At 57.6% G+C, this 22,436-nt stretch carries 22 protein-coding genes; 12 read left to right on the forward strand and 10 right to left on the reverse strand.

Going from position 1 to position 22,436, the window contains the following annotated elements; translation table 11 throughout:
• Window positions 1-42: 42 nt before the first annotated feature.
• The 4 genes from holA to ACR0JE_RS11140 all read right to left on the reverse strand — a co-directional run bounded on the left by holA (window position 43) and on the right by ACR0JE_RS11140 (window position 4,671).
• Entirely contained in the window at window positions 43-1,071 is a 1,029-nt protein-coding gene (gene holA, locus ACR0JE_RS11125; protein ID WP_480864208.1) for a DNA polymerase III subunit delta, read from the reverse strand.
• Window positions 1,068-1,538, reverse strand: coding sequence for an LPS assembly lipoprotein LptE (lptE, locus tag ACR0JE_RS11130; protein WP_480543120.1), 471 nt, complete (start codon window positions 1,536-1,538; stop codon window positions 1,068-1,070). Before lptE ends, holA begins: the two co-directional genes overlap by 4 nt.
• Before the next feature lie 19 nt (window positions 1,539-1,557).
• The gene (gene leuS, locus ACR0JE_RS11135) at window positions 1,558-4,110 is read right to left on the reverse strand and encodes a leucine--tRNA ligase (RefSeq protein WP_480864209.1); all 2,553 of its coding nucleotides are present in this window, start codon (window positions 4,108-4,110) and stop codon (window positions 1,558-1,560) included.
• A 72-nt stretch (window positions 4,111-4,182) separates the two neighbouring features.
• A complete protein-coding gene (locus tag ACR0JE_RS11140) occupies window positions 4,183-4,671 on the reverse strand; it encodes a DUF3576 domain-containing protein (protein ID WP_170533418.1) in 489 nt (162 codons plus the stop codon).
• Window positions 4,672-4,953: 282 nt separating this feature from the next.
• Between ACR0JE_RS11140 and ACR0JE_RS11145 the strand changes: the two genes are divergently transcribed.
• Both ACR0JE_RS11145 and ACR0JE_RS11150 read left to right on the forward strand, forming a co-directional pair.
• Entirely contained in the window at window positions 4,954-5,922 is a 969-nt protein-coding gene (locus ACR0JE_RS11145) for a porin (protein ID WP_480543116.1), read from the forward strand.
• Window positions 5,923-6,027: 105 nt separating this feature from the next.
• Entirely contained in the window at window positions 6,028-6,687 is a 660-nt protein-coding gene (locus ACR0JE_RS11150; protein ID WP_480864210.1) for a YggS family pyridoxal phosphate-dependent enzyme, read from the forward strand.
• Here the strand turns inward: ACR0JE_RS11150 and ACR0JE_RS11155 are convergent.
• Window positions 6,671-7,171: a L,D-transpeptidase family protein gene (locus tag ACR0JE_RS11155; protein WP_353009029.1), complete on the reverse strand. Its 501-nt coding sequence runs from the start codon at window positions 7,169-7,171 to the stop codon at window positions 6,671-6,673. The genes ACR0JE_RS11150 and ACR0JE_RS11155 overlap by 17 nt on opposite strands.
• Entirely contained in the window at window positions 7,168-8,262 is a 1,095-nt protein-coding gene (gene ribA, locus ACR0JE_RS11160) for a GTP cyclohydrolase II (protein WP_480864211.1), read from the reverse strand. The genes ACR0JE_RS11155 and ribA overlap by 4 nt, the downstream gene beginning before the upstream one ends.
• Before the next feature lie 160 nt (window positions 8,263-8,422).
• On the opposite strand from ribA, the gene ACR0JE_RS11165 reads away from it, so the two are divergent.
• The gene (locus ACR0JE_RS11165; protein ID WP_170533404.1) at window positions 8,423-9,109 is read left to right on the forward strand and encodes a response regulator transcription factor; all 687 of its coding nucleotides are present in this window, start codon (window positions 8,423-8,425) and stop codon (window positions 9,107-9,109) included.
• 160 nt (window positions 9,110-9,269) lie between these two features.
• Here ACR0JE_RS11165 and ACR0JE_RS11170 read toward each other — a convergent pair whose 3' ends face one another.
• The gene (locus ACR0JE_RS11170) at window positions 9,270-10,169 is read right to left on the reverse strand and encodes a hypothetical protein (RefSeq protein ID WP_480864212.1); all 900 of its coding nucleotides are present in this window, start codon (window positions 10,167-10,169) and stop codon (window positions 9,270-9,272) included.
• 213 nt (window positions 10,170-10,382) lie between these two features.
• Between ACR0JE_RS11170 and ACR0JE_RS11175 the strand changes: the two genes are divergently transcribed.
• From ACR0JE_RS11175 to ACR0JE_RS11190, 4 genes are all read left to right on the forward strand, one after another.
• Window positions 10,383-11,171 carry an exodeoxyribonuclease III gene (locus ACR0JE_RS11175; protein ID WP_480864213.1) on the forward strand — a complete coding sequence of 263 codons (789 nt, stop codon included), beginning with the start codon at window positions 10,383-10,385 and terminating at the stop codon, window positions 11,169-11,171.
• 76 nt (window positions 11,172-11,247) lie between these two features.
• The gene (gene trxA / locus ACR0JE_RS11180; RefSeq protein ID WP_480864214.1) at window positions 11,248-12,165 is read left to right on the forward strand and encodes a thioredoxin; all 918 of its coding nucleotides are present in this window, start codon (window positions 11,248-11,250) and stop codon (window positions 12,163-12,165) included.
• Between the two features lie 27 nt (window positions 12,166-12,192).
• Window positions 12,193-12,834, forward strand: a complete 642-nt coding sequence (locus tag ACR0JE_RS11185; RefSeq protein ID WP_480826369.1) for an LON peptidase substrate-binding domain-containing protein — start codon at window positions 12,193-12,195, stop codon at window positions 12,832-12,834.
• Complete coding sequence (locus ACR0JE_RS11190) at window positions 12,831-13,016, forward strand: Trm112 family protein (RefSeq protein ID WP_170533390.1); 186 nt, start codon at window positions 12,831-12,833, stop codon at window positions 13,014-13,016. Before ACR0JE_RS11185 ends, ACR0JE_RS11190 begins: the two co-directional genes overlap by 4 nt.
• Here the strand turns inward: ACR0JE_RS11190 and ACR0JE_RS11195 are convergent.
• On the reverse strand, window positions 13,013-14,275 hold the full coding sequence (locus ACR0JE_RS11195) for an FAD-dependent monooxygenase (RefSeq protein WP_480864215.1): 1,263 nt from the start codon (window positions 14,273-14,275) through the stop codon (window positions 13,013-13,015). The two genes, ACR0JE_RS11190 and ACR0JE_RS11195, sit on opposite strands and share 4 nt — an antisense overlap.
• 51 nt (window positions 14,276-14,326) lie before the next feature.
• Here ACR0JE_RS11195 and ACR0JE_RS11200 point away from each other — a divergent pair, with 51 nt between their 5' ends.
• From ACR0JE_RS11200 to ACR0JE_RS11215, 4 genes are all read left to right on the forward strand, one after another.
• The gene (locus ACR0JE_RS11200; protein WP_480864216.1) at window positions 14,327-15,655 is read left to right on the forward strand and encodes an amidase; all 1,329 of its coding nucleotides are present in this window, start codon (window positions 14,327-14,329) and stop codon (window positions 15,653-15,655) included.
• Between the two features lie 108 nt (window positions 15,656-15,763).
• Entirely contained in the window at window positions 15,764-16,945 is a 1,182-nt protein-coding gene (locus ACR0JE_RS11205) for an aminotransferase class I/II-fold pyridoxal phosphate-dependent enzyme (protein ID WP_480864217.1), read from the forward strand.
• 14 nt (window positions 16,946-16,959) lie between these two features.
• Entirely contained in the window at window positions 16,960-19,851 is a 2,892-nt protein-coding gene (locus tag ACR0JE_RS11210; RefSeq protein WP_480864218.1) for a DNA translocase FtsK, read from the forward strand.
• A 39-nt stretch (window positions 19,852-19,890) separates the two neighbouring features.
• A complete protein-coding gene (locus ACR0JE_RS11215) occupies window positions 19,891-20,463 on the forward strand; it encodes a LolA family protein (protein WP_480550719.1) in 573 nt (190 codons plus the stop codon).
• Window positions 20,464-20,500: 37 nt separating this feature from the next.
• Here the strand turns inward: ACR0JE_RS11215 and ACR0JE_RS11220 are convergent, their stop codons facing one another.
• Together ACR0JE_RS11220 and ACR0JE_RS11225 are read right to left on the reverse strand one after the other, a co-directional pair.
• Window positions 20,501-21,082: a transglycosylase SLT domain-containing protein gene (locus tag ACR0JE_RS11220; RefSeq protein WP_480550721.1), complete on the reverse strand. Its 582-nt coding sequence runs from the start codon at window positions 21,080-21,082 to the stop codon at window positions 20,501-20,503.
• Window positions 21,083-21,143: 61 nt separating this feature from the next.
• The gene (locus ACR0JE_RS11225) at window positions 21,144-22,025 is read right to left on the reverse strand and encodes an AEC family transporter (RefSeq protein WP_480864219.1); all 882 of its coding nucleotides are present in this window, start codon (window positions 22,023-22,025) and stop codon (window positions 21,144-21,146) included.
• Window positions 22,026-22,105: 80 nt separating this feature from the next.
• Between ACR0JE_RS11225 and hspQ the strand changes: the two genes are divergently transcribed.
• Entirely contained in the window at window positions 22,106-22,432 is a 327-nt protein-coding gene (hspQ, locus tag ACR0JE_RS11230; RefSeq protein WP_170533369.1) for a heat shock protein HspQ, read from the forward strand.
• Window positions 22,433-22,436 lie beyond the last annotated feature (4 nt).

Below are 22,436 nucleotides of genomic sequence, written 5' to 3' on the forward strand. Positions count from 1 at the left end.
GAATGTGACCCAGATCGCGCGTACGTCAAGACATACGCGGGGTCAGCGTGACCGCGCCAGCATCGCCAATCGGATCATTGCGCGTTCGACCAATGCCATCGCGGGGGCGGTTTGGCCGGCAGATCGCAGGGACAGGTCGGTATCTGTGAGTACCGTCAGTGCCGTTTGTAGTTTTGGCGCGCCCCATCCCTGCGCCTGACGCAGAATGCGGTCGCGCCGTTTGCCATAGACCGGAGGCCGCAGCTTGCCGATGCCTTGTGCTGCACCACCGGGATCTGAGGCGCAGGCATAAAGTGTGCGAAAATGCCGGGTCGCACCAATGCAAAGCGTTACCCCGTTGGTGCCTTGTGCCTGCAAGCGTCGGATGAGCGGCCCGATTTCTCCGGCGCGTCCTTCGGCAACAACGTTCAGGACATCGTCCAGCGCCGCCTCGGTCGAGCGGGGCGCGCAGGCTTCTATGTCATCCATGCTCAGCTCGGTATCATCGCCGCGTTTGTAAAGTGACAGCTTTTCAATTGTTTGGGCGAAGTCACCTGGGCTGAGGCTGACGGCCAGTTCGCTGAGTGCTGACATCTGATCGCGCGGGATGTTGCGTAGTCCGGCTTGGTTCAGAACCCGCTCGACCTCGGCTCGTGAAGGGGGATCATCGTAGATGCCAACCGCGTAGGCCTGCGGATGCGCCTCAAAGGTCTTGCGGATTTTCGAGCTGGGTTTCAGCTGACCCGCGGTGACGATGATCTGCGCATCACCGGGCGCCCAATCCTCGAGCGCCGCCAAAATCGACGGCGCGGCAGTATCGGTCGCCTCTTCCACAAAAACCGCGCGCGGACCCGGGAAAAAGCCAACCGCCTTGACCGCATCCAGCAATAGGGCCGGATCGCCGCGCAAGTCGCTGCCCGGTATCCGTGTCAGGCGCATTTCCTCTTCGGCGTTCTCTCCAAGCAGAGCGGCCAGAACCTGTTGACGTTTCAAAGCAACCCGCATGGCATCGGCACCGTAGATCAGCAGCCCAGTTTTATCCGCATCCGGCTTGGCGAAATAGCCATCCGCCTCACGCGGGCTCAGCTTCATGCGGTCAGGTCCGGCGTGGCATAAAGGCGATTGACGATCTGATCCGACAGAATCGACATCAGTCGCCGTTTCGCATCCCGCTCATCTGCCAGTGTGGAAACGGTCGAACCTGCAGCCGAATAGCCCACAAAATCGGTAACCGTACCCGACGCCATGATCTGACCTGTTTCGTTGGATCGAAGCGAAAACTCTGCCCGGCCGTTGATGGTATAGCGGTTGGTTTCGTTGGTTGTCGTGATCGCGGCGGCTTGAATGTTGGTCGCAACCTGAACGTTCAGCTTGTAATCCTTGCCGGATGTGGCGCTGCGGCCCAGTTTTTGTTCAAGGTTTTCAACCAGAAGAAAACTATCAACCGTGTTCGGAGCCGATAGCTCGACCCGGCCAAACAGTTCGGAACCAGACCCACCTGGGGCGTAAACAGGTTCAAATCCGCAGGCAGACCCGGCAAGGCAGGCTGCCAGTGGCATCAGTAGAACTCTTCTGCGATCAAACGACGACATTCACGATCCGACCCGGAACAACGATGACTTTCTTCGGTGCAGCACCATCCAGCGCCTTTTCGACAGCTTCGGTGCTAAGCGCGATTTTTTCAACCTCGTCCTTGGGTATATCCTTCGGAACGCTGATTTCTGCGCGGCGCTTGCCGTTGATTTGAATGGGCAGGGTGACGGTATCATCCACCAGCATCGCCTCATCCGCCTCTGGCCAGGGTGTTGTCGCGACCAACCCTTCGCCACCCAACAGTTGCCAGAGCTCCTCGGACAGGTGCGGCGTCATCGGCGACATCAACTGTGCCAATATCTTCGCTGCCTGGCGTTTGGCATCTGACCCTGCTTTGGATTTGGCAAGCGTATTGGTGAACGCATAAAGCTTAGCGATAGAAGCGTTGAAGCCAAAGGATTCGACCCCGCCAGATACATCATGGATCGCTTTGTGCATCTCGCGCAGAAGGGTCTCATCCTCGTCATTGGCCGGGATATCCAACTCGGCGATCTCAGACGCAATGCGGTGCACGCGGCTGAGGTGCTTAAAGGCGGCCTCGGCCCCGGATGCGGTCCATTCCACGTCCCGTTCAGGCGGAGAATCGGACAGAACAAACCAGCGCGCAGTGTCGGCGCCAAAGGCTGAAATAATGCTGACCGGGTCGACCACATTTTTCTTGGATTTCGACATTTTGGCCGAGGGGATGATCTCGACCTCGGTGCCGTCGGCCAGTTTACCGTCGGTCACGTCCTCGGGCAGGTGGTAGACCGGGCGGCCCTTGGCGTCGCGGGTCTGGTAAATTTCGTGCGTCACCATGCCTTGGGTGAACAGCGCATCGAACGGCTCGATAGCCTTTTTCGGCAGATGACCGGTGATCTGCATCGCCCGCGCAAAGAAACGGGAATAGAGCAGATGCAGAATCGCATGCTCAATCCCGCCAATATACTGGTCGACATTCATCCAGTACTCGGCCTCGGCCAAATCTGTGGGTGTTTCGGCATGCGGGGCTGTGAAACGGGCATAGTACCAGGACGAATCGACAAACGTGTCCATCGTGTCGGTTTCGCGCTTGGCTGGAGCGCCGCAGGCAGGGCAAGGGGTATCGCGCCAGTTGGGGTGGCGATCCAGCGGGTTGCCGGGGATAGAAAAGTCGATGGGTTTGCCGTTGCCATCATCATAAGGCAGTTCGATCGGCAGGTTCTCTTTCTTCTCGGGAACTGTGCCGCATTTCTCGCAATGAACCACGGGAATCGGGCAGCCCCAATAGCGTTGACGGCTGAGGCCCCAGTCGCGCAGACGGAATTTGACCTGCGCTTTGCCCAAATTCCGCTTTTCGAACCAGTCGATTGTTTTGTCGATCCCGTCCTGGCTGGTGGATTCGCCCAGACCGGCAAAGTGGTCGATATAAACGACTTTCTCGGATTTCTGGGGCACCAGCGCCTCGGTTTCGATCTCGGATTCATCACCTGGCATATGGAACGCAGGCACAACGGGAAGCTGGTACTTGCGGGCAAAATCCAAGTCACGCTGGTCGTGCGCTGGACAGGCGTAAACCGCGCCCGTGCCATAGTCCATCATGACAAAGTTGCCGATCCAAACCGGAAGTTCCTGATCCGGCCAGACGGGATGACGCACGGAGATACCGGTATCGATGCCCTTTTTCTCGGCCTTTTCCATGGCCGCTTCGGTGGTGTCCATCTTGCGACATTCGGCGATGAACTCAGCAGCTTCGGGGCTGTTTTCTGCCAGTTGGCGCGACAAAGGATGTTCCGGCGAGACTGCAATGAAACTTGCACCCCGCAGCGTATCCGGGCGGGTCGAGTAGCAGATGATGGGCTCACCGCCATCTGTGCGCTCAAACGGGATTTCGATGCCGCGCGACTTGCCGATCCAGTTTTCCTGCATAAGGCGGACCTTGGCGGGCCAGTTGTCGAGGGTATCCAGCGCCTCAAGCAATTCTTCGGAATAGTCACTGATCTTAAAGAACCACTGGGTCAGCTCTCGCCGTTCCACCAATGCGCCCGAACGCCAGCCGCGCCCGTTTTCCACCTGCTCATTGGCCAAAACGGTCATGTCGACCGGGTCCCAGTTCACCACTGCGTTCTTGCGATAGACCAGCCCGGCCTCAAGCATATCCAGGAACAAGGCCTGCTGCTGACCGTAGTATTCGGGGTCACAGGTGGCGAATTCTCGGGACCAGTCGATGGACAGGCCCAGAGGTTTCATCTGTCCGCGCATGTCGGCGATGTTGCTGTATGTCCAATCTTTCGGGTGACCGCCGATTGCCATTGCCGCGTTTTCTGCGGGCATTCCGAATGCGTCCCAACCCATTGGATGCAATACGTTATGGCCGGTTGCCAGCTTGTGCCGCGCGATCACGTCGCCCATCGTATAGTTACGCACATGACCCATGTGAATGCGCCCGGACGGATAAGGAAACATCTCAAGCACATAGTATTTCGGCTTGTCTGCCTTGCTGCTTGCCGTGAAGATCCCGGCCTTGTCCCAGGCCTCTTGCCATTTTGCTTCGATTTCGTTGGCCGAATAGCGCGACATCATGCGGTCCTTCGTGAATGAAAACGCCGGGTCAGAACCCGGCGTGGTATTAGAGTGTATTTCGTCGGGTTGCTAGAACTTACTGTCTGCAATGCGCAGCTGACGGGCGCGGGACAGGATCGCATCCTCAACCGCGCGCGCGGTCGCATCGCTAACAGGCGCGCCGCCGCTGCTTTGCAAGGCGACCGATAAAGACCGCGCAGCAAGGGCCGGGTCACTGATATGCACAGTCGCCCGATAGGAGCGTCCGCCGCCCGGAGGGGTGCCATACCCCGTTACGATCACGCCTGTGAAAGGATCGACCTCCTGAACTGGAAGAAAGCTAAGAACATCCAGCGAGGCGGACCAAAGATAACGATTCACATTGGTTGTCTGCTCGGCATTGCCGCGATCAAACACATCCCAGATTGACGTGCGTTCAGGGTCGTTCAATTCGCGCTCAGAAGACCGGCTGCTATCGGTGTTGCTATAAACGGGGTTTGGCGCGGCGCTTCGATTCGGGCCACAGGCCGAAACGGCGGCTATTGTTGCAATCAAACCCAAAATCGTAGGCACACGCATCGTAAGCAGGTCCTGTTTTCACTCGCTGTCATCGTCAGGGGATACTCCTAACTAAGGTCCCTGTGCGCAACAACCCTATTCTTTGGTATTTATTGAGTGTGCAGTTGGGCAGCAGGACGAGAAGATGACTGTGGCATCCTTGCACCAATATTTTGTCAATGACAGCGCGTTGTTTAGGCCAAGCTTGCGCAAAGGGGGCAAAAAGAGCGAAACGATGTCCGTGCTGAGACATGTGCTAGGCATGTGTCGAGTAGATAAATCTTTGAAACCGAGGGAAACAAGATGAAAAAAGTTCTCTTTGCAACGACGGCGCTGATCGCGACCGCAGGCGTTGCAGCAGCTGAAGTTAAGTTCGGCGGCTACGGTCGTTTCGGTATTGGATACCTGGAAGACCGTTCCACCGACGCCAACGTGAGTGACACCATCCTGGTCTCGCGCTTCCGTCTGAACATCGACGGCATCGTTGAAACCGACGGTGGCGTACGCTTCGAAGGTCGTGTTCGTGTGCAGGCTGACGAAGACTCCGACAACGGTGAAGCAAACGCAGCTGGCCTGAACGGCGCGCGCTTCTCGGTCATCTTCGGTGGTCTGCGTGTTGACGCGGGCAACGTTGCTGGCTCGTTCGACAACCTGGCAAACTACTACGGTAACGAGCCTGGTCTGGAAACATTCATCGGCCAGTACTCGGGCGTTGACTATGACTTCCTGGCCTACTCGTCGACTGGCGCGGGCGCAAACGCTGTGTTCTTCCAGTACGCAGTTGGTGACTTCGCGTTTGGCGCGTCGTACGACCAGAACGTTGGCAACGTTGGTGGCGACACCACCCTGAGCGGCATTGACCGTTGGGACCTGAGCGCGACCTACACCTTCAACAACATCACCGCAGCACTGGCCTACGGTCAGACCGATGCTCCGGCTGGTGGTGAGAAGAGCACCCTGACCGTTCTGACCCTGGGCGCAGAATTTGGTGACTTCTCGGGTACTCTGTTCGTCGCAGACGATGACGTTGCAAACGATGCTGAAAACGGCACTGCATGGGGCTTCTCGGCCGCATACAATGTTGGTGCGGCTCTGACCCTGACCGCCGCTTACGGTGACGGTTCGGCTGACGACGATACCCGCAACATCGGTATCGGCGCTATCTATGACCTGGGTGGCGGTGCATCGCTGCGCGGTGGTATCGGCGACATCAAAACTGGTGACGCGGACGGTCAGCTGCGTGCTGACTTCGGTGCCCAGTTCAACTTCTAAGTTGATCTGAACCACAAAGTTCTCAGGGCGGGTTTTCGGACCCGCCCTTTTCTTTTGCCGTCACATGGTGTTCTGTCGCCTCAGAAGGCAGATTCAAGGAACATCATGTCGCTGCAAGACATCACCACCCGCATCGCCAGTGCCGAAGCCAAAGCTGGGCGCGATCCGGGGTCGGTCAAGCTTATCGCTGTTTCCAAGGTGCAGCCGAATGAGCGGGTGCAGGCTGTACTGGAGCAGGGTCATCGTTGCTTCGGTGAGAACCGGGTGCAGGAGGCGGCGGGCAAGTGGCCGATGTTCAAGGAACACTTCGAAGGAATTGATCTGCACCTCGTCGGCCCGCTGCAAACCAACAAGGCGCGTCAGGCGATGGAATTATGCAACGCCATCCATTCGGTTGATCGCCCGAAACTGGCCAAGACCTTGGCTCGACTGGCGCAGGAGGTCGGAAGCTGCCCCGCGCTTTTCATTCAAGTCAATACAGGTGAAGAAGAGCAAAAGGCAGGGATTTTGCCGTTGGAGGCGGATGGTTTTATCGCCGAATGCCGTGCTCTTGATCTACCTATCCAAGGCCTGATGTGTATTCCGCCAGTCGAAGAAGAACCCGCATTGCATTTTGCTTTGCTGGCCAAAATCGCAAAGCGAAATGGTTTGACGGGCCTGTCGATGGGGATGAGCGGTGATTTTGAACAGGCCATCGCACTAGGTGCCACCCACATACGCGTTGGTTCGGCCATCTTCGGCGAGCGTGTCAAACCTCAGGGATGATCAAACGCGTGCCGGGTATGATATGGCGGGCAATCCAGTGCAGGTGATCACGCCGAAAGGCAATGCACCCTTCAGTCGGATACCCGGGCCTGCGCCATTGATGAATAAAAATGGCTGACCCGGAACCCGGCACCGCATTGGGCCAGTTCCAGTTGGTGATCAAAACCAGATCATACAGCGGATCCGCGCGGCGCAGTCTCTCATGACTACACTCATAAGGTGCTGTGACCAAAGAGTTATATTTATCATCCGACATATCATCTGACCACAGATCCCAAGGGCCAATGGGCTGGGCCCATCCGGCAGGCGGTGAGATGCGATCAGGGCGATAGAGCATTCCTACGATTCGATGGGTTCCGGTCGGCGTCGCGCCGTCGCCTTCGCGCTTTGCGTTGCTGAGCCCTCCTTTCCCTATGGAACAGGGAAACACGCGCCCCATGAACCGGGCCCCGCGCGGGGTTAGGACCAGATCACCAGGTGTCAAAGCAGATGCCCGGACTTCGCGGCCTTGGTGGCCAGATAGCCTCGGTTATGTGCAGTTTCACCGACCTTCAGCGGTACTCGCTCGGTTACAGCGATGCCGGTTTTTTCCATCATAGCGATCTTGGCAGGGTTGTTCGTCAACAGTCGAACCGAGCTGAAACCCAGCGATTTCAGGATGTCCGAGCCAAGACGGAAATCGCGCTCGTCATCCTCAAAGCCCAATCGATGATTGGCTTCAACCGTGTCAAACCCTTGATCCTGAAGGAAATACGCGCGCATCTTGTTGGCCAGTCCAATCCCGCGACCTTCCTGATTCAGGTAGAGCAATACGCCCGCGCCTTCATCCCCCATCTGCGCCAGAGCCCCACGCAGTTGAGGTCCGCAATCACATTTAAGGCTGCCCATCAGGTCACCGGTGAAACAGGCTGAATGCAGACGGGCGAGGACCGGCTTGCTGCGATCCGGGCGTCCAATTTCGACGGCGTAATGTTCTTCGCCCCCGTCTTCAGGACGGAAAACATGCAACCGCCCGGCTTCGGACACCTCCATAGGCAGGCGCGCGGCAACGATTTCGTGCAACGCACTGCGTTCCGCCAAATGCGGCGCGGCGCGCGCGTGATCGATGCAAGTCAGCCCGCGCTCAGCCGCGAAGGATCGGCCGTTTTCGACGGAAACAACCACCGCAGCGGGCAACAGGCGTGCCGATTTGGCCAGAGCGATGGCAATGCGATGCAGATTGGCGCTGCCCTGCCGCTCGGTCATCAGCGGGCCTTTCATCGGCGCGTTCAAATCGTCCGAGGGGTCAGCAACGGCTTGCACCCAGCTGATATCTGCGTCCGCAGGAACAAGGACCCGCGCCAGATCGCCGTCATAGGCCCGCGCCTTCAGCGTCTCGGCACGCCGCCCGGTGATCGCCACCACGGGCGTGCCGCCAAGCTTGCGCAGATCGGCCAGCCGTTGAGGGCTGAGCGTCTCGGTCGATGCGGCCAAAACGCAAAACCCGCTATCATCGGTCAGTGCCACCGGCACGCCCATGCGCAAATCGGCCCGTGCGCGGGCCAGCAATTCGGTCGTGTCAGGGCTGAGACTCATCGATGATACCTTACAACATCCGGCGAATTACTACCGGTTTCACCCGGAAAAGTGAAACATTTCCGCTGCGTCCGACACGAAGGCGTGAGACGATTGCAGCAAAGCTTGCTGATTGCATATTCCAAACGCAAGTGATGGAAAAGGCTTAGGAGGACCGCAGATGGCTCAGCTCAAGAAAATCCTGCTGGTGGATGACGACGAAGACCTGCGCGAAGCGCTTAGTGAGCAGTTGGTGATGACCGAGGACTTTGACGTCTTCGAAGCCTCCGACGGTGCATCAGCAATGGAGCGGGCCCGCGAAGCTATCTACGATCTGGTCATTCTGGATGTTGGTCTACCTGATACCGATGGGCGAGAACTGTGCCGCCTGATGCGCAAACAGGGCGTCAAAAGCCCGATCCTGATGCTGACCGGCCATGACAGTGACGCCGACACCATCCTGGGCCTGGATGCCGGTGCCAATGACTATGTCTCGAAACCATTCAAGTTCCCGGTTCTGCTGGCGCGTATACGCGCACAGCTGAGACAGCATGAGCAATCTGAGGACGCGGTGTTTGTGCTGGGGCCCTATACGTTCAAACCGGCCATGAAAATGTTGATCACCGAGGAAGACCGGAAAATCCGTCTGACCGAGAAAGAGACGAACATCCTCAAGTTCCTGTACCGTTCGACCGATGGGGTTGTTGCCCGCGATGTGCTGTTGCATGAGGTTTGGGGCTACAACGCGGGTGTCACGACTCACACGCTGGAAACGCACATCTACCGCCTGCGTCAGAAAATCGAGCCCGATCCGTCCAATGCGCGCCTTTTGGTCACAGAATCGGGCGGATATCGATTAGTGTCTTGATCGCCTATGGATTGACTTGGATCAAAGTGATACTCTGCACTCATAATTAGGTTACTCCCATCCCGCGCATGTCCGGGTTATGACATGTACCTCCCTGTTGGACTGCCGGGCCTGATGGCCCGGCTTTTTTTGTGGAAGCTGCAGCACGAAACGACGAGAATTAGGCGAAAACTTCGCCAACCTCTGCGGGAGCGGGTCTTTGACGCGTCAGCGCAAGAGCGATGCTCGTCAGCCCAAAAACAATAAACGGCAGCATCAGTAGATTTTCCAGCGTTGGATAACTTGCATCAATTGCTGATCTGGAATCAAACAGATGCGTGTGAAAAGCAAAGGCGCGCGTAGTGATTTTTATGAGAAGTACCGCTGTAAATGCGACACAGAACTGGAATGCGAGATTCCAAAGTCCGACAGGTTTCTCAAATTTCGCTACGCTCAGCCGCGATGAGCCAAGGATAGCAGCTACGCACCACAGGACAATCGTGCATCTATATGTCGTTGGCGTTGTTGGACTGTTGAAGATCAAGGTTGATGCCAAAATGACCCCGCTGAAAGCATATGCGACGGCGGCGGCGGATGCGCGGGACCAATAGTGAACGCTACGCACCGTACTCTCATCTTCGAACAAACGGTGTTCCACCGACGGCCAGACTGCACGAAGGCTGCCCACAAAGCCTAGACAAACATACAAAACTCCACATCCCAAAGCGAGAAATGGCGCGATGTAGACAGGAGACAGCCACAATGCCAAGGGTGCATGGAACGCAATCAGTCCGGCCCATATGATCACGACTGCGCCGAATAGGCATACACCGATCTGAATGAGTATGTGCCTCGCCTCATGGGGCGCGACGACCAAGCTATTCAGTCTGGGTACAATCAAAAACGCAAGGGTCACTACAAGGCCAGCAACAGGAAGATACGGTGCGAAGCCCAGATTGATTCTGGTTCTTCCATCAAGTTGTTGCACAAGGAACGACACTGACAATGCAATTGTGAGCGTCGTGATGACGATGACAGTTCTTATCAGTGAGTGATGAGCTTTTAAAATAAACCAATTCATAAGTGGGGCGTATTAGGCAAACTTGACAAAACTAAGACCGCCTCGCTTGAGAAATCATCATTAACGAGAATTGAGTTTCGCACATCCGATGCGGGCGATTTCCTCTTCCACGCTAACACTGAGAAACCCAACTCTAGCGGTAATCTTTTCTCATGGCACCTTGCGCTTGGCCGCGCTAACCTCCGCTCAACTGCGACAGAGGAATCCCAACCCATGCCCTTCACTCTTGCCACCTGGAACATCAACTCCGTCCGTTTACGTGAGCCTATCGTGCTGAAACTTCTGGAAGAAGAGGCTCCGGATGTGCTGTGTTTGCAGGAATGCAAGTCTCCGGTCGAAAAGATCCCGACCGAAGGCTTTGCGGAACTGGGGTATACCCACATGGTGGCGCGAGGGCAGAAGGGCTACAATGGCGTTGCCATCCTGTCGCGCATCCCGATGGAGGAAGTGGGCGACAAGGATTTTGCCGGTCTCGGCCATGCCCGCCACATCGCGGGGCGGTTGGAGAACGGAGTGACGATCCACAACTTCTATGTCCCGGCGGGCGGGGATGTGCCGGATCGTGAGGTGAATGAGAAGTTCGGGCAAAAGCTCGATTACCTCACCGACATGCGCGATTGGTTCCATGCGAAAAAGCCTGAAAAATCCATCTTGGTTGGCGATCTGAACATTGCCCCGCGCGAAGATGATGTCTGGTCGCACAAGCAACTGCTTAAGGTTGTCTCTCATACCCCGATCGAGGTCGAGCAACTGGCCGAGACGCAGGATGCAGGCGGTTGGATTGATATCACGCGGCAGGATATCCCCGAAGGGCAGCTTTACAGCTGGTGGTCTTACCGCGCGCGGGATTGGGATGCGGCAGATAAAGGGCGACGGCTGGATCACGTCTGGGCCACGCCGGATATTTCGAACGCTGGCCATTCCAGCCGCATTCTGCGCGACGCGCGCGGGTGGGAGAAACCCAGCGATCACGCCCCGGTCTTTGCCAGTTTCGATCTGTAATTGCGCAACTCGGCCCTTGGTTTCTGCGCCAAGCGGTTGCATATAGGGCGCAAGTTTGAACGAAAGAGTATTTGCCATGGACCTTCTGAACAGCTCAGACAGCACCGCCGCCACCGATCTGATCAAGGATGGATCTGAGGCTACGTTTATGGCCGATGTGGTCGAGGCGTCGCAGGAAACCCCTGTGATCGTGGACTTCTGGGCGCCGTGGTGTGGTCCGTGCAAGACGCTGGGACCGCTGCTGGAAGAGGCCGTGACCGCCGCCAAGGGCGCGGTGAAGATGGTCAAGATCAACGTGGATGAGGCGCAGATGATCGCGTCGCAAATGCGTATTCAGTCGATCCCAACCGTTTACGCGTTCTTTAAAGGTCAGCCTGTTGACGGGTTTCAAGGGGCTGTGCCGGGGTCCGAGATCAAGGCCTTTGTGGATAGGGTTATCGAAGCGGCAGGTGGCGAAAGCCCAGGTGGGCAATTAGAGGATGCCGCTCAGGCCGCCGAAGAGATGCTGGCCGAAGGCGCGGCTGTTGATGCGGCGCAGACTTTCGCGGCCATTCTGGGTGAAGACCCCAACCATGCTGCGGCCTATGGCGGCTTGGTGCGGGCGCATATCGCATCCGACGATCTGGAACAGGCCGAGGCGATCCTGAACGGTGCCCCTGCAGAAATCTCCAGCGCGCCCGAGTTGGAAGCGGCCTATGCGCAGCTGGAACTGGCGAAACAAGCCGCAGATGCGGGTCCCGTAGCCGAACTGACCGCAACGGTCGAGGCTGAGCCCGACAACCATCAGGCGCGTTTCGATCTGGCGCAGGCTCTGCATGCGAATGGGGATGTCGAAGACGCCGTCGCACAATTGCTGGAACTGTTCCGTCGAGACCGTGAGTGGAATGACGGTGCCGCCAAGACGCAACTGTTCACGATCTTCGATGCGCTCAAGCCCAATGATCCAATTGTTCTGAACGGGCGGCGTAAGCTCAGCTCGATGATATTTGCCTAATTCCGGATCAGAGCTACACTCGGATACATGATGCATCCCGCTGACCTTCCGGAAACGGTATCCGTTTTTCCATTGCCCGGGGCGCTGTTGCTGCCCCGATCTCGCTTGCCGCTGCATATCTTTGAGCCACGTTACCTGCAGATGCTGGACGATGCGCTGAAGACCAAGGAACGGCTGATCGCAATGGTTCAACCGAACCCGTCTCTGAATGACGAGAAAAAGCTGCATCGGATCGGATGTGCGGGGCGAGTTACTCAGTTTTCCGAAACAGAAGACGGGCGCTATCTGATCACCCTGACCGGGGTGTCCCGGTTCCGCATCAAATCAGAGCTTGATGGATTCACGCCCTATCGACGCTGTGAAGTGTCTTGGGAGGGGTTTGACCGCGATCTTGGGAAATCCGAGAAGGATGACAGGTTCGACCGAACCCGGTTCCTGAACTTGCTGGAACGGTTCTTTGACTCCCGTCAGTTGTCGACCGATTGGGATTCGCTCAAGGATGCGGATGATGAGCTTTTGGTGAATTCCCTATCGATGCTGATGGATTTTGAACCGGAAGATAAACAAGCCCTGCTTGAGGCCCCGTGCCTGCGGACCCGACGCGAAACATTGGTGACACTGATTGAATTCGCCATGCGCGGCGGATCAAATGAGGAAACTTTGCAATGAGCGATACCGCGAACGCCTTTGACCGCCATATGCTTGAAGCGCTTGTTTGCCCTCAGACACAGACCACCTTGCACTATGATGCCGAAAAACAGGAACTCGTATCCAAAGCTGCCGGGATGGCCTTTCCGATCCGAAATGGCATTCCTGTGATGTTAGTCGATGAGGCGCGTCAGCTGGACTAAATCGCGCGACCCTGCAGAAGCTTCGGCAGATCTCCGGTCAGCCCAGCGGCTTCGCGTACGAAGCCGCGGCGTAATCCGGGCAACGAGCCAACGATCCCCATCCCGATATCCCGTCCAAGCCGAAGCAGCGAATTGTCGTTCGAAAACAGCCTGTTGAACACATCCGTCGCCATGGCGAGTGAGGCTGTATCGAACCGCCGCCATTCCTGATAACGCTGCAGCACCAGGGGCGAGCCGATCTCCTCACCCCGCCGTCCGGCCAGTGTCAGCACTTCGGCCAATGCACCCACGTCACGTAGACCGGCGTTCAGACCCTGCCCGGCAATCGGGTGCATCCCATGTGCGGCGTCTCCAACCAAAGCCAGATGATCGGCGATGAAAGAATTGGCGATGGTCAGGTTCAGCGGATAGGTGAATCGGTCGCCCTGCAGGCGGATATCGCCGAGGAAGTCGCCGAACCTTGGACGCAGCGCTTGTAGATACTCAGCCTCAGGTAAGGCATTGATTTGATGCGCGGTCTCTGTCCGTTCGCTCCAGACAATCGAACTGCGGTTGCCGGTTAGCGGTAGAATGGCCAGGGGGCCAGGCGGCATGAAGAACTGATGCGCGATGCCGTGATGCGGCAGCTCATGTTCAATTGCGCAAACCAATGCGGTTTGGCCATAGTCCCATCCGGTGCGCTTGATCCCGGCCCGCGCCGCCGTACCGCTGCGGCGACCGTCACAGCCGACCAGCAACTGCCCTTCGATCGTGGCGCCATCATTCAGTGTTAGAACGGCCCCGCCCACACCCGTTTCCTGCGCTACAACAGTCTTGCCGTTGATCGGGGTGATGCGCTCGTCCTCGGCCATTGCGTCCAGAAACGCGCGGCGCAGGTGGCGATCCTCGACCATGTAGCCCATCGGGCCCTCTTCGATTTCGGCATGGTCGAAATGCATGAAAAAGGGCGACGGGCCTGCACCCGCATGCCCATCGGTGACCTTGATTTCAAGCATTGGCTGAGCGTGTTCGGCGATACGATCCCATATCCCGATTGCGTCCAGCAACCGCTGAGACGCCAGCGCCAATGCATAAGACCGCCCGTCAAAAGCCGCATTCTTACGTGTCTTTTCGGCCAGTGCATCAATCACCGTAATCGAATGACCGGTCTGAGCCAGTGCCAGGGCCAAGGCGGGGCCATTTAGCCCTCCGCCAACGATCAGAATGTTCGAGCCTCGTGTCATGCCCTGCACTATGCGCGCCCTTTCGGGATTGTCCATGTGCGGTCCTGTCGCTACCGTCCGGTTCAGCCAAAAAGAAGGAGCGCGGTGATGCAGGAATGGTTGACGATGACAGCCTGTGATCTGGGTCGAGGTATTGGCATGGGGCAGATCGACCCGGTCGAGCTGACCGAAACCTACATAGCCGCCATTGACGCCCATCCGCATCGTGATCGTATCTATGCGCGCGTCACCCATGATCGCGCACGGGCCGAGGCGAAGGCTGCAAAGGACCGCGCCGCTTTGGGTTTGCGCCGGTCGCTGCTGGATGGCGTTCCGATCAGTTGGAAGGACCTGTTCGATACCGCCGGTATCGGGACCGAGGCGGGATCCGCCCTGTTGCAAGGCCGTGTGCCCGAAGCAGACGCCGTGGTTGTGCGCAACGCCACCGCGATGGGTACGGTTTGTCTGGGCAAAACCCATATGAGTGAGCTTGCCTTTTCCGGGCTTGGTCTGAACCCGATCACTGGCACTCCGCCTTGCGTTGATGATGAAGAGGCTGTGCCGGGCGGCTCATCTTCGGGTGCAGCGGCCTCGGTGGCCTGGGGGTTGGCGGCCTGCGGGATCGGATCGGATACGGGCGGGTCTGTTCGCATTCCGTCGGCGTGGAACAATCTGGTGGGGCTGAAAACCACTGCGGGGCGGGTCAGTCTGGAAGGGACTGTGCCGCTCTGTTTGCGCTTCGATACTGTCGGTCCACTGGCGCGGTCGGTCGAGGATGCCGCGCACATGTTGGCCTTGCTTGAGGGCGGCACGCCCGCCGATCTGCGCGGTGCGTCACTGGTTGGACGCCGCTTTGCTGATCTTCAAAACGTGGCCAAAGATGACCTGCGGGATGAACCGCGTAAAGCTTATGAGGGGGCGTTACAACGACTGACGGATGCCGGGGCCGAGATTGTTCCGCTTGAGGTCCCCGAGTTGAACGAGGCGATGGGCCTGTCGGGTGTGCTCTATACCACCGAAGCCTACGGCCTGTGGAAAGACGTGATCGAAGCCAACCCCGATGCGATGTATCCCGAAATCCTCGAACGATTCCGCATGGGACAGGCCCATTCTGGGCCGGATTACGTTGCAGCATGGTCCAAGCTGAAAGCCTGTCGGGCTGCATGGGATGCGGCCACTGCCGAATTCGATGCGGTCTTAGCCCCCACAGCGCCCATCCTGCCGCCCAATCTGGACCGGTTGATGAGCGACCACGACTACTACGTAACCGAGAATCTGCTGGCCCTTCGTAACACCCGCATCGGCAACCTGATGGGTCTGGCCGCCCTGACCCTGCCCACCGGAACACCGGGTTGCGGGGTGATGATGCTGGGCTACCCGGGGTCCGAAGAGGCCCTGCTGCGGCTGGGATCAGCCGCCGAATCTGCATTGGCCTGAATGCCACAATCCCCTGATTCGACGTCTCTTTGTCTGGACGGGGTGGGGTGTGATCTGTAATCTGTCAAAAAACGGGGCGAAAACGATCCCGATCTTGAGGCAGTAGTTATGAATTTTCCCGAGCGGTTTTCGAACCTACCGGAATATGCATTCCCGCGTCTGCGCACCCTGTTGGATCATCACCAGCCGGGCGGAGATGTCATTCATATGACCATCGGCGCGCCCATGCATGATTTTCCCGCCTGGGTGACAAATGTCATTACTGAGAACGCGGCAGGATTTCAGGGTTATCCGCCCAATGAAGGCTCGCCCGAGCTGCGCGGCGCGATCACCGACTGGATCAAGCGCCGCTACGATGTCGCGATGAACCCCGACACCAATGTGATGGCCCTGAACGGCACGCGTGAGGGGTTGTATAATGCGGCCATGGCCCTGTGCCCCGAGCAGAAGAATGGGCAAAAGCCCGTGGTTCTGTGCCCGAACCCGTTTTATCAGGTCTACATGGTCGCCTCGATTTCGGTTGCGGCAGAGCCTGTCTTTGTTCCTGCGACTGCGGCTACAGGCCATCTGCCTGATTATGCCGCGCTGCCCGAGGACGTGCTGAACCGAACTGCGATAGCCTATATCTGTTCTCCGGCCAATCCGCAGGGGGCCGTCGCATCACGCGAATACTGGGCCGAGCTGATTGCGTTGGCCGAGAAATACGATTTCCGCATCTTTGCGGATGAATGCTATTCCGAGATTTACCGGGATGAGGCACCCACTGGCGTTCTGACCGTCGCGCAAGAGATGGGAGCTGATCCAGAACGGATCACCCTGTTCAATTCCCTGTCGAAACGATCCAATCTGGCTGGTCTGCGCTCTGGTTTGATCGCGGGTGGTCCGGCAACCATCAAACGGGTCAAGCAGCTGCGCAACTATGCCGGGTCACCTTTGCCTTTGCCCCTGCAAGCCGCTGCCGCGCGGGTTTGGGCGGATGAGGCGCATGTCGTCCAGAACCGCGCGCTCTATCAGGAAAAATACGCCCTTGCGGACGAGGTTTTTGCCAATGTGCAAGGCTATATGCCGCCCGAGGCCGGGTTTTTCCTGTGGTTGCCGGTCGAAAACGGCGAAGAGACCGCATTGAAACTGTGGCAAGAGACCGGAGTACGGGTTCTGCCGGGCGCATATCTTTCTCAGGGCGATCCGGGGCAAAACCCGGGCGAACACTTTATCCGGGCCGCCATGGTGGCTCCAAAAACAGAGTTGCAGCGCGGGCTGATCACGCTCCGCGACTGCATCTATTCGTGAGGTACGAGGGCAAAATGGCATCATTGAACGCGCGCAACCGCGATCCACTGCTGGACAGCACCACACAGGCCGCCATCGAGCGGCGCAGCAAGGAATTGATTGGGATCGCCTTGATCCTGCTGGGCTTTGCAGCTGCGGCAATGATCTGGTCCTACACACCCGAGGACCCAAACTGGATGGTTTCCACCGATGCGCCGGTGCAGAACTGGATGGGCCGGGTCGGTGCCTGGATCGCCGCGTTTTCCTTTATGGTTGTGGGCTGGGGCAGTTGGGGCTTTGCCCTGGCGTTGATCGTTTGGGGTGTGCGTTTTGCGGGTCATTTCGGCGAGGATCGCGCAATTGCCCGGCTGATCTTTGCACCTATCTGGATCGCAGTTCTGGCCGTCTATGCAGCAACGCTGGTGCCCGGTGAAACATGGCGCGCGACCCACAGCTATGGCCTGGGCGGCTTGGGTGGTGATACTGTGCTGGGCTTTATCCTGCTGATCCTCCCGATCTCGTCGGCTTTTGTTGTCAAACTGATGTCATTGGTGATGGCGCTTGGCATGCTTGCGCTGGGTGTCTTCGTCTTGGGCTTCACCAGAAGTGATGTACAACGCGGTTTTAGGGCCTTTCTACTGGGTCTGGTGGTGTCCTATGACATGCTGATGACCCTGCTGGGTCGTGGAGCTTCGGCCACGGCGCAAGCGGCGCGGGATCGCCGCGCGCAGTGGAATGAGCACCGGGCGGCCCGGGTTGAGCCTGTCCTGCAGGATGAGGTTGCCTTTGGCGATCCTGTCTTTGAAGAACTGGAAGAAGAGACACCCGAACCTCCTCAAAAAACCGGCCTGCTGGCGCGTATGCCAGCCTTGATCCGTCGCCCCGATCCGATGCCTGAACCGGAGTTTGTCGAAGCGATGCCGGTCGAAGGGTTTGATGAAATGCCGGGCGAAGATCGTATACGTTCGAAGATTTCGGCCGCGGTACGTAATCGCAAGGTGGCGACGGGTGAAGTAACACCCGAGCCTGATCCGAACTTGCCGCTTACCAAAGGCCGGGGTCGAGGACCTGATCCCCTGATCCTGAACACCGGTACAGCTGCGGAGTTGCCTCCCGAACCACCCATGAGCTGGACCGACCTTCCACCCGAACCGACGCTGAGCGCCGAGGCCATGGCGGAGTGGCAAGAGCCGCTGGATCAGGACTTTGCGGCTGAGCCAGAGTTGGAAGACGACGATACCGTGTTCGAAGATATGCACGCATCTGAACCGCAGGCGCGTCCTGCAATGAAAATCCCGGTGGCTGAACCGCGCAAGCCGGTGGTTGCCCAGCCCGTGCGTCGCACGCCGCAGCCATCACGCCGCGCGCAGGCTGAGGCGCAGCCGACTTTGTCCTTTGAAGAACGGCATTCGGATTTTGAACTGCCTCCGCTGGGCCTGCTGTCCAATCCATCCACCATTCAGCGCCACCACCTGAGCGACGAAGCGCTGGAGGAAAATGCGCGGATGCTGGAAAACGTGCTGGACGATTATGGCGTCAAAGGTGAGATCGTCAGCGTCCGCCCCGGTCCCGTGGTGACCATGTACGAACTAGAACCAGCGCCGGGCCTTAAAGCCAGCCGTGTTATCGGTCTGGCTGACGATATTGCGCGATCCATGTCCGCGCTCTCGGCGCGGGTTTCGACCTTGCCGGGCCGCTCGGTCATCGGGATCGAACTGCCGAATGAAAACCGAGAAATGGTGGTGCTGCGCGAGATCCTCGCCAGCCGTGATTTTGGTGACGGTAACCATGCACTGCCACTGGCGCTGGGCAAGGATATTGGTGGTGAGTCTGTCGTGGCGAACCTTGCGAAGATGCCCCACCTGCTGATCGCGGGGACCACGGGTTCGGGTAAATCGGTGGCGATCAACACAATGATCCTGTCGCTGTTGTACAAGCTGAGCCCGGACGAATGCCGTCTGATCATGATTGACCCCAAGATGCTGGAACTGTCGGTCTACGACGGCATCCCGCATCTGCTCTCACCCGTTGTGACCGACCCGAAAAAGGCGGTTGTCGCCTTGAAATGGGTCGTGGGCGAGATGGAGGATCGGTATCGCAAGATGTCCAAAATGGGCGTGCGTAACATCGCGGGCTATAATGGCCGGGTGAAAGACGCGCTGTCCAAGGGTGAGATGTTCTCGCGCACGGTCCAGACCGGGTTTGACGATGAAACCGGCGAGCCGATGTTCGAGACCGAAGAATTCGCGCCTGAGGCGATGCCTTACATCGTCGTCATCGTTGATGAGATGGCTGACCTGATGATGGTGGCGGGCAAGGAAATCGAAGCCTGCATTCAGCGTCTGGCGCAGATGGCGCGGGCCTCGGGCATTCACCTGATCATGGCCACGCAGCGCCCCTCGGTCGATGTGATCACTGGTACGATCAAGGCGAACTTCCCAACCCGGATTTCGTTCCAGGTAACTTCGAAGGTCGATAGCCGCACCATTCTGGGCGAGATGGGCGCCGAGCAACTGCTGGGGCAGGGTGACATGCTCTATATGGCGGGTGGCGCCAAGATCACCCGTTGCCACGGACCGTTTGTTTCGGACGAAGAGGTCGAGGAAATCGTAAACCATCTGAAGCAATTCGGCCCGCCGGACTATATGAGCGGCGTGGTCGATGGACCGGCCGAAGAAAAGGCCGATAACATAGACGCCGTTTTGGGGCTGAACACCGGTGGCAACACCAATGGCGAAGATGCGCTGTACGACCAAGCGGTGGCGATTGTGATCAAGGATCGCAAATGCTCGACCTCATACATCCAGCGGAAACTTGCCATCGGTTACAACAAAGCCGCGCGGCTGGTTGAGCAGATGGAGGACGAAGGCGTTGTTTCGGCGGCAAATCACGTCGGTAAGCGGGAAATCCTCGTCCCCGAGCAGTAGGATATTTAATAACAAGGGCAAAAGGCTTATCTGAACCTTATGAAACAGATTGCTTTTGCCCTTGCACTGACATTGGCCGCGCCCGCGGCTTGGGCGGCCGACAAATTGCCATTGTCAGAGATTTCGAACTATCTGAACCAGATGAAAACGGTTCAGACGAGCTTTACTCAGGTCAATGACGATGGCTCGCTGAGCACCGGCCAGCTTTGGATTCAAAGACCGGGCAAGATGCGGTTCGAATATGATCCTCCGGACAGCGCTGTTGTGCTGGCACGAACCGGCAGCGTTCTGATCTTCGATCCCAAATCGAACCAACCACCCGAGCAATATCCGCTGAAGCGCACACCCTTGTCCTTGGTTCTGGCGCGCAACGTCAACCTAGGGCAGGCCAATATGGTGGTTGGGCACGAGTTTGACGGCACTGCAACGGTCGTCACGGCGCAGGATCCCAAGAACCCAGACTCAGGCCGGATCGAGCTGATGTTTACCGACAATCCCGTCGAGCTGCGGAAATGGGTGATCCACGACAATGCAGGCACCCAGACCACGGTGCTGCTGGGCCCGCTGAGCGAAGGTGGCACCTTCGATCAAAACCTCTTTTCAGACAAATAGCGAATAAGGGTCAGCAAAACCGCTGACCCCATCACGCTTAGTATCGGCAGTTTGCCAGCTGTGACTGATACATATCGGCGCGCGCATCCACGTCGCTGGCAACGCCAAGCAACCAGGATTTGCGATTGTAACTGCCACGCGCATACCCTGTATGCCCTTCGTGATAGGCTAGGTACTGGTTACGCGTGTCGGAGGGGTGGATGCCATTCCGCTCGTAGCTTTTGTTCATGTACCAACCGATAAAGTCCGATGCATCGCCGATCCGATCCCGCTTGGCGCGGCGCTTGCCGGTTTCACGCTGGTATTGCTCCCACGTGCCATCCAGGGCTTGACCATAGCCATAGGCGCTGCTTTGACGGCCCATCGGGATCACGCCCAGAACATAGCGGTGTGGCGTACGCGCATCGTGACGATAGCGGCTTTCCTGATAGATGGTTGCCATCTGCACGTGAACGGGAACGCCCCATTTACGCTCGGTTTTTTGGAAGGCCCTGATATAGTCGGGCTTTTCGCGCGCAATACTGCACGCGTCATTCAATCTGCTGGGCGGTTGCTTGGAACCGCCCCCACAGGATGCCAAAAGCAGCACCCCAAGGAGTACGAAAAGTATTCTGCTCATGTGCCTCATGCCTTTTTTCTGGCATTCTAGCGCAGATTGAGCGTGGATGGAATCACAATCGCTAGAGCACAAGCGCCAAAACAAGTGGCAGTGTTGCAATGGACACCAACGTTGACACCATAACCATCCCGGCCACCGCATCTGCATCCGCTTCAAACCGTTCGGCCAACAGATAAGATGTGACCGCGACCGGAGTACACATCTGCAGGAGCAGCACACCAAAGGCGATCGCTTCAAGATCGAATGCAACAGCAACAAACCAACCCAGCGCAAAGCAGACAGCGACTTTCAGAAGGGACAGCCAGACTGCGCGACCCAGACTACGCGTGGTGAGCCGGGCAATAGCGACGCCCACTGTGACCAGCATCAATGGCACAGCCATTTGCCCCAGCAAATCCAATGTGTTGGTTAAAAACAGCGGGGTTTCCCACCCGCGCCACAAAAACAGCGCGCCGAGAATAGTGGCCCAGACCATAGGTTGTCGGATCACCTGCCCATACGCGCCCTTTCCGGCGACCAGATAGATGCCGTAGGTGAAGGAAAACAAAGCCGTCACCGCCAAGAAGATCACGGCATATCCCAGACCTGCCTGACCAAAGGCGAAGATGCACAAGGGCAGTCCCAGATTGCCGGTATTGCCGAAAATCAGCGGCGAAAGATAGGTGCGCTGGTCCAGTTTCAGCACCCGCACGAGGACCCAGAAGACAGCCGCCAGAACAAGGTTGGCGACGATCGTGGCGATGGTAAAGCGCGACAGGTCACCGCCGGGTATCTCGGTTTGCATAAGGGCGACAAAGATCAGGCTGGGGACCGCCAATGTCATGGCAAATCGGGTGACGAATTGCAGTCGATATTCGAACCCCAACTTGACCCAGGCAAACCCGATACCGGCCAGAATGAAGACCGGCGCGACGATTTCGAACACTGTCAGTAGAAGGTTCACAGACTGTTTCCCCGAATTTCAGATCAATGATTGGCTTTTCTGCCCGGAAAGAGGTAGTAACTTCTTTGGGGGCTGAAACAATGCTAAAGACACACGCCAAATACGGCCTGGGACAGGTTGTTCGACACAAAAAACATCCCTTCCGAGGGGTGATTTTTGACGTTGATCCAGAGTTTTCAAACACCGAGGAATGGTACGAAGCCATCCCCGAAGACAGTCGGCCGATCAAGGACCAGCCGTTCTATCATCTGCTGGCCGAGAACGATCAATCCTTCTATGTCGCTTATGTTTCAGAACAAAATCTGATCGAGGATCAATCGGGCGAGCCGGTCGAGCATCCGGATATCCCCAATATGTTTGGCCCTTTCGAAGATGGGTCCTACCCGCTGCACTTTCATCTGAACTGAACCT

The sequence above is a fragment of the Ruegeria sp. H3 genome (assembly GCF_056533095.1).

Coding starts and splice junctions, on each gene's coding strand:
- hspQ (WP_170533369.1), top strand. CDS start 22,106: ATGCTAAAGACACACGCCAAATACGGCCTGGGACAGGTTGTTCGACAC.
- ACR0JE_RS11190 (WP_170533390.1), top strand. CDS start 12,831: ATGAGCGATACCGCGAACGCCTTTGACCGCCATATGCTTGAAGCGCTT.
- ACR0JE_RS11150 (WP_480864210.1), top strand. CDS start 6,028: ATGTCGCTGCAAGACATCACCACCCGCATCGCCAGTGCCGAAGCCAAA.
- holA (WP_480864208.1), bottom strand. CDS start 1,071: ATGAAGCTGAGCCCGCGTGAGGCGGATGGCTATTTCGCCAAGCCGGAT.
- leuS (WP_480864209.1), bottom strand. CDS start 4,110: ATGTCGCGCTATTCGGCCAACGAAATCGAAGCAAAATGGCAAGAGGCC.
- ribA (WP_480864211.1), bottom strand. CDS start 8,262: ATGAGTCTCAGCCCTGACACGACCGAATTGCTGGCCCGCGCACGGGCC.
- ACR0JE_RS11185 (WP_480826369.1), top strand. CDS start 12,193: ATGATGCATCCCGCTGACCTTCCGGAAACGGTATCCGTTTTTCCATTG.
- ACR0JE_RS11205 (WP_480864217.1), top strand. CDS start 15,764: ATGAATTTTCCCGAGCGGTTTTCGAACCTACCGGAATATGCATTCCCG.
- ACR0JE_RS11195 (WP_480864215.1), bottom strand. CDS start 14,275: ATGGACAATCCCGAAAGGGCGCGCATAGTGCAGGGCATGACACGAGGC.
- ACR0JE_RS11175 (WP_480864213.1), top strand. CDS start 10,383: ATGCCCTTCACTCTTGCCACCTGGAACATCAACTCCGTCCGTTTACGT.
- trxA (WP_480864214.1), top strand. CDS start 11,248: ATGGACCTTCTGAACAGCTCAGACAGCACCGCCGCCACCGATCTGATC.
- ACR0JE_RS11210 (WP_480864218.1), top strand. CDS start 16,960: ATGGCATCATTGAACGCGCGCAACCGCGATCCACTGCTGGACAGCACC.
- ACR0JE_RS11200 (WP_480864216.1), top strand. CDS start 14,327: ATGCAGGAATGGTTGACGATGACAGCCTGTGATCTGGGTCGAGGTATT.
- ACR0JE_RS11145 (WP_480543116.1), top strand. CDS start 4,954: ATGAAAAAAGTTCTCTTTGCAACGACGGCGCTGATCGCGACCGCAGGC.
- ACR0JE_RS11220 (WP_480550721.1), bottom strand. CDS start 21,082: ATGAGCAGAATACTTTTCGTACTCCTTGGGGTGCTGCTTTTGGCATCC.
- ACR0JE_RS11165 (WP_170533404.1), top strand. CDS start 8,423: ATGGCTCAGCTCAAGAAAATCCTGCTGGTGGATGACGACGAAGACCTG.
- lptE (WP_480543120.1), bottom strand. CDS start 1,538: ATGCCACTGGCAGCCTGCCTTGCCGGGTCTGCCTGCGGATTTGAACCT.
- ACR0JE_RS11170 (WP_480864212.1), bottom strand. CDS start 10,169: ATGAATTGGTTTATTTTAAAAGCTCATCACTCACTGATAAGAACTGTC.
- ACR0JE_RS11140 (WP_170533418.1), bottom strand. CDS start 4,671: ATGCGTGTGCCTACGATTTTGGGTTTGATTGCAACAATAGCCGCCGTT.
- ACR0JE_RS11215 (WP_480550719.1), top strand. CDS start 19,891: ATGAAACAGATTGCTTTTGCCCTTGCACTGACATTGGCCGCGCCCGCG.